A 3,686-nucleotide genomic window follows, 5' to 3' on the forward strand; every position below is an offset into this window, starting at 1 on the left:
CCGACCCACCGGGCGACCCGGTCAAGACCACGCTCGCCGGGAGCGTCGCGGGCGCGCCGGTGGCGTCGACCAGGCGTCCGTCGGCGAGGGTGAACAGGAGGATCAGCTCGGGATCCCGCAACGCGGCGGCAAGTACACCGCGCAGCTCCCCGGGCGCGGCGGGGGCCGTCCCGAGCCGGTCGGCGTAGGTGCGGACGCGGCCGACCGCGTCGAACCGTCGGCGGTCGAACCATCGGTCGATCGTTGCCTGGGCGGTGCGCCGGGCGGGGCTGACCAGCGCTGCGGCGGCGAGGGTGGCGCCGGCGACCGCGGTGCTGCGCCCATGCGCGAGGCCAGCGGCGCAGCCGGCGAAGGTGGCGGCGGCGAACAGGGTCAGCGAGCCGTAGACCAGGGTGCGATTGATCAGCCGGTCGACGTACCACAGCTGGTAGCGCTCGACGGCGAGAAGCATCGCGGCGACGACGGCCAGGGTACCGGCCAAGTTGAGGCCGGCGCCCGGAGCGACGATGTCGCCGGCCAGGTTCAGGACGGCGCCGGCGGCGGCGCCGAACAGCTGCCACTTGACCTGCTGGCGGACCACGGGCGCGGCGCGGCGCAGCCGGCTGATCAGACTCGCGAGCCCCGCCGGCAGGCCGGTCAGCACGGCGCCGACCGCCACGGCGAAGGCGACGCCCGCGATGGCCGGCACGACCCCGGGCGGGGTCGTCGCGTCCGGCAGCGTCCGCGGGCCGCGGTACGGCCAGCTCAGTACCGCCACAACCGCGACGGCCGCGAGCCCAACCGGGACCGGCGCCTGCGCGAACCGCCAGCGTCGGCCCGGAGGCAGCCCACCGTCGGGGAACCAGAGTAGGAACAGCGGCGCCAGCGTCGGCGCTGGAAGCCTCGACCAGAGGGACAGCCAGGAGGCGACTGGACCGCCGGGCCCTGTACCCGGGCCGATGACGTAGACGTGGTCGGCCCACACGGTGGACATGACGAACAGGGCTCTGGACGCCCCGGCGATCGAGAAGACCCAGGCCAGCCGGTTGCTGGGCTCCCGATAGACGATCGCAGCGCCCAGCAGCGGCAGTGTCACCGCCAGCACCACGGAGAACCCCGCATCGCCTCGGGCGAACCGCCCCCAGGTCAGGCCGTCGTACACCGCCACGACGAGCGCCGTGACCGTGACCGCCACCGACCCTGCCGCGACAGCCCACGCGATCCACCGCCGCCAGCGCGCGTCGACACCCGGGGCCGGTCTCGCCCGCCGCGACCAGGACGGCCAGAAGCCGCCCATCCGTTCCACGTCCCCAGCGCGCGGGGGTCGATGCGCGACCAGTGGAGCCACGCCGGCGCCCGCCGGCCGGCGCCCGAGAAATCCGCGCCCACCACTGCGCCCGCGCGATGGCCCGTCTGCACTCACACAGCCATGGTCACCTACCCGGCCACCACTGCGCCTCCGTGTGGGCACGGAGCGGACAGTCCCGCGCATGCACGGACGCGGACGACCCGGGTGACAGCGCACAGTTCACCCCCAGAACACCCCCCGCACGACCGGGAACCGGCGGTCACGACCACGCGGCCAGCCGTCCTCGTCTACACCCAGGAGGTCCCCATGTCCGCCATCCTTCCGCTGCTCGGCGGCCTGCTGCTCGGCCGGTTCGCCACCACCCGGCTCGCGGTCGGCATCCAGGTCGCGCTCTACGCGGTAGCCGCCGCAGCCCTCATCGCGACCGCACCCGACCACGGCGGCTCTCACACCGACGGAGTCCTGCTCAGCCTCGTGCTCGCGCCACTGTCCGCACTCACCTTCTTCATCGGCTGGCGGTGGCGCCGGCACGCCCAGCGCGTCTGACCCCGGTCGCGGCGCGCACAAGCCGCCCCTGGCGAGGTCGTCCACCGACGACCTCGCCTCTATGGGGAGTCATAGCCGCCATCTCACCAGGTGGCCAACGTCCGCCAATCGGATCTCCCTGAGGGAAGGGGCTCGTCGAGGACCCGAGGGTAGACCGGGGGCTTGTCGGTGGTGACCTCGACCGGCCGGCGCCCGTGGGACAGCGCCTGGGTGAAGAACGTGCGGGCGGCGGCCTGGTCACGGCGGGTGCTGGCCAGGACGTCGATGACCTGCCCGTGCTGGTCAACCGCCCGGTACAGGTAAGTCCTGCGACCTGCGACCTTCACGTACGTTTCATCGACGAACCATCTGTCGCCTGGTTGGTGCCGGCAGGGCCGGGCCGCGTTCACGAGCAAGGGCGTGAAGCGCTGCACCCACCGGAAGATCGTGACGTGGTCGACCTCGAGGCCGCGTTCGGCGAGGAGCTCTTCGACATCCCGGTAGGACAGGGCGAACCGCAGGTACCACCGAACCGTAAGAACGATCACTTCTGGCGGGAACCGGAACCCCACGAACTCCAACACCGGAACCGGCGGAACGGCCACACCTCGACGCATCATCTGATCATGCACGGCGGCCAGCCCGAGAGCATGCCCCGGCCGGACGCAACAGCGCCCAGAACATCCGCCGCGGCCACTACAAACTCGGGATCGACAGCAGCCCGCAGCTGAGACTGGTCGCTGCGTTTACCGAACTCGCCGCCGCTGTCTGACTGGCGGTCACCCCGGTCGCTGGCACGCCCAGCTTCCCCGCAATGCAACAGTGCCGCCAGGGTTCGCCGGTAGACTTGTGGCTATGAGCATCGCCGGCCGCATCACGGCTGACCCGACCATCATGGCGGGCGCGCCGGCGATTCGCGGTACCCGGGTCACCGTGTCCGCGGTGCTGGGCCAGCTCGCGGCTGGCTCGACGGTCGAGGAACTGCTCGCCGACTACCCGTCGCTCACCCGCGACGACGTGCTCGCAGCTCTCGCGTTCGCCGCGGAGACAATGCCGCAAGAGCGCCCGTTTATCGCCGCATGAGGTTTCTCGTCGACGAGAACCTCTCCCCACGGGTCGCCGAACTGTTGCGCGACAAGGGCATCGACACGACACACGTCCTCGAGCGCGGGCTCGGCGGTTCCCCTGACACCGAGGTCAGCACGTTCGCCGTCACCGAGAGACGTTCGATCATCTCGGCCGACAGCGACTTCACCACTCTGCTCGCGCTCAGCCGCGGCATCGCGCCCTCGCTGGTCCTGCTCCGATCCGGCGACCAGCTCAAGCCCGACGCGCAAGCCGCCCTGCTGCTGGCGAACCTGCCCGCACTGGAAGCCGACCTCGAACAGGGCGTCGTCGTCTCGCTCAGCACCACCCACGTGCGGGTCCGTCGGCTTCCGCTTCGCTGAATACTGCTACCCCCGCTCCGGCCCGTGGTTTCCGCGCTTGTCCCACGCCGGGCTGCGATTAGCTACGTACCGTAGTCGGAGTGCGTCCCCGTCCAGCAAGTTTGGGTATGTCCGTCATACTGTGGCGTCGTGCGCCGCATCCGAACGGCGTGTGGGCGCATTGTGTGCGCGGATGCTCCGGTACGGCGCGGCATCGGCCGGCACATTCCGGCACGGAAAACGCCCTGACCTCGGATTTTGCGGCACCGCGCGGCACGTTCCGGTATGCTCAAATACGCGGTTTTTCGTCTTGTAATCGGGTGAGGACGCTACTCGGCTCGCGGACCCGCTTCGGACATACCACCCCCGCCCTGCCGTTTTGTACGACTAAAAATTGTTTATCCAGATATAAAGATCGTGGGTGGGCTTGCGGTAACTGGTCAGGT

General features: G+C 70.5%; 3 protein-coding genes and 3 pseudogenes. 4 read left to right on the plus strand and 2 right to left on the minus strand.

What is annotated here, in order from left to right; genetic code table 11:
• Positions 1-1,174: pseudogene (locus G6R24_RS19290) on the minus strand (hypothetical protein); the annotation flags it as partial.
• A gap of 420 nt (positions 1,175-1,594) precedes the next feature.
• On the opposite strand from G6R24_RS19290, the gene G6R24_RS19295 reads away from it, so the two are divergent.
• A complete protein-coding gene (locus G6R24_RS19295; RefSeq protein WP_163550592.1) occupies positions 1,595-1,834 on the plus strand; it encodes a hypothetical protein in 240 nt (79 codons plus the stop codon).
• A gap of 122 nt (positions 1,835-1,956) precedes the next feature.
• Here G6R24_RS19295 and G6R24_RS19300 read toward each other — a convergent pair.
• Positions 1,957-2,397: pseudogene (locus G6R24_RS19300) on the minus strand (IS6 family transposase); the annotation flags it as partial.
• Between the two features lie 11 nt (positions 2,398-2,408).
• Here G6R24_RS19300 and G6R24_RS24265 point away from each other — a divergent pair.
• The 3 genes and pseudogenes from G6R24_RS24265 to G6R24_RS19315 all read left to right on the plus strand — a co-directional run.
• Positions 2,409-2,585: pseudogene (locus G6R24_RS24265) on the plus strand (IS6 family transposase); the annotation flags it as partial.
• An 83-nt stretch (positions 2,586-2,668) separates the two neighbouring features.
• Positions 2,669-2,896 carry a DUF433 domain-containing protein gene (locus G6R24_RS19310; RefSeq protein WP_163550593.1) on the plus strand — a complete coding sequence of 76 codons (228 nt, stop codon included), beginning with the start codon at positions 2,669-2,671 and terminating at the stop codon, positions 2,894-2,896.
• Complete coding sequence (locus G6R24_RS19315) at positions 2,893-3,261, plus strand: DUF5615 family PIN-like protein (protein ID WP_163550594.1); 369 nt, start codon at positions 2,893-2,895, stop codon at positions 3,259-3,261. The genes G6R24_RS19310 and G6R24_RS19315 overlap by 4 nt, the downstream gene beginning before the upstream one ends.
• The last annotated feature ends 425 nt before the right edge of the window (positions 3,262-3,686 follow it).

Origin of the sequence: Candidatus Frankia nodulisporulans (assembly GCF_902806475.1) — a bacterium.
GTDB classification, from domain to species: Bacteria; Actinomycetota; Actinomycetes; order Frankiales; family Frankiaceae; genus Frankia; species Frankia umida.

Bases quoted from the DNA above. Each gene is read 5' to 3' on its own strand.
- G6R24_RS19295 (WP_163550592.1), top strand. From the start codon at position 1,595: ATGTCCGCCATCCTTCCGCTGCTCGGCGGCCTGCTGCTCGGCCGGTTC.
- G6R24_RS19310 (WP_163550593.1), top strand. From the start codon at position 2,669: ATGAGCATCGCCGGCCGCATCACGGCTGACCCGACCATCATGGCGGGC.
- G6R24_RS19315 (WP_163550594.1), top strand. From the start codon at position 2,893: ATGAGGTTTCTCGTCGACGAGAACCTCTCCCCACGGGTCGCCGAACTG.